General features: G+C 60.8%; 2 protein-coding genes and 1 pseudogene. 2 read left to right on the top strand and 1 reads right to left on the bottom strand.

The features are described from left to right. A partial coding sequence (locus EN939_RS33670; RefSeq protein WP_272483130.1) for a ferritin family protein occupies nucleotides 1–634 on the bottom strand: 634 nt, incomplete at its 3' end. 176 nt (nucleotides 635–810) lie between these two features. Between EN939_RS33670 and EN939_RS33665 the strand changes: the two genes are divergently transcribed. Together EN939_RS33665 and EN939_RS39925 are read left to right on the top strand one after the other, a co-directional pair. Then, nucleotides 811–1,134, top strand: coding sequence for a hypothetical protein (locus EN939_RS33665; protein WP_023813492.1), 324 nt, complete (start codon nucleotides 811–813; stop codon nucleotides 1,132–1,134). A gap of 309 nt (nucleotides 1,135–1,443) precedes the next feature. Next, nucleotides 1,444–1,542: pseudogene (locus EN939_RS39925) on the top strand (pyridoxal-5'-phosphate-dependent protein); the annotation flags it as partial.

Genomic DNA, 1,542 nt, shown 5'->3' with positions numbered 1-1,542 from the left:
GCCAGGCGTCGTGCGTGGCAAAGGCAGCGGCAAAGATCGGCGCCAGAGTGGACACCGACCCGTCCATCAGCCCGGCCAGCCCTGGTTGCACATAGGTGAGGATGAACTGGCGCTGCTCGGCGCTGGCCTCCTCGGCCTTGACGGCGCCCGGCACATGTTTCTGTTCCAGCCGCTGCGCCAGGGTCTCATGGCCCAGTTCGGCCACCGCCAGATCGTCGAGCAGTTTTCGCGTCGAAGCATCTGCCGTGCGCTTGGCCGCCTCGACATAGAAAAGGTAGGCTTGCCGCTCCATCGCCTCGGCATGGCTGCGCACGTGCTCGATGCCGAGCGGCCGGACCAGCCAGTCGGGCTTGCGCTCGTAATAACCCTTCACATGTTCGCGCCGGATCAGCGGTATGCGCTCGCCGAACCGCTTGCGGAAAAGCTCGATCAACGCATCGCGATGGCCATCCTCTTCCTCGGCCATCTCCTCGAACACTTTTGCCGATTGCGGGAAGTTTTCCGTCAGCCCGTCGGCATAGGCCCGGTAAATGCGACCGTCATCCTCCTCGGAGGAAATGGCCAGCGCCAGGATCTCCTGTTCGGAGAGCGATTCGAAGGGGCGGCGGCCGAAGCCGAAAACACGGGAAAGCATGAGGAATTCACCCTAGTTTAGAATAGTTCTAAACTAGGGTTTTGAACACCTTCGGTCAATTGCGCGCTTGGGTCGCGGTCAAGAATTGTTGAAGCCCCACGCCCGCGGTGACTCTTCATTATCAGTGAATGTTCACCTATATTGCTGGACTCAAGCCAAGAACAAGGAACCGGCAGATGACGGCAAAACAGCCTCCGCACCCCTATGATCCCAAGCCCGTTCTCGATCTCATCGCCAGCATCGAGGCCGACCTGCAGCGCCTGAAGGGCCTGGTCGAGCAGCAGGTCGAGAAATTCGACCCCGCCAACCCGCACAACAAGGCGCCGGACGGCAAACTGACGGAGGAGGGCGTCGAGTGCTGCTACCGCATGTTCGACGAGGGCAAGTCGCGCTACTCGGTCGCCCAGCAGATGAAGATATCCTTTGCCGCCGCCAGCCACCGTTTCAACAACTGGCGCAAGCTGGGTGGGGGCAAGAGGCAGAGGACTTTGCTTGGCTAGATTGGGTGGCCAATTTGGCCGATCTCGGCGCTGCCCCCTCATTGCCCTGCCGGGCATTTCTCCCCGTAAACAGGGAGAAAGAAGCTGGCGGGAAGCGCCGCACCCCCTTGCAACGCTGAAGATTGGCGAAACCAAAGGCGACAGCGTCCTTCTCCCCGTTTACGGGGAGAAGATGGCGGCAGCCAGATGAGGGGCGGCGCAAACGCCGATCATGACTCGCTAAACTTTGTAACGGTCACATTTTTCCCATGGTGCGCCACCTCCCTTTGCGGGCATCATGAAGGGCAACATCTTCCCACAGGACCCACCATGACCACCCTTCCCGGCATCGCCGACATCCACGCCGCCGCCGCGCGTCTCTCCGGCTTGATCATCGAAACCCCCTTGATCGAATCGCAGGAGCTGAAC

Source organism: Mesorhizobium sp. M7A.F.Ca.CA.002.05.1.1, from assembly GCF_003998335.1.
GTDB lineage: Bacteria > Pseudomonadota > Alphaproteobacteria > Rhizobiales > Rhizobiaceae > Mesorhizobium.
Note: the sequence above shows the minus strand (reverse complement) of the source record. Positions and strands in the feature narration are given on the sequence as shown.

Bases quoted from the DNA above. Each gene is read 5' to 3' on its own strand.
- EN939_RS33665 (WP_023813492.1), top strand. From the start codon at position 811: ATGACGGCAAAACAGCCTCCGCACCCCTATGATCCCAAGCCCGTTCTC.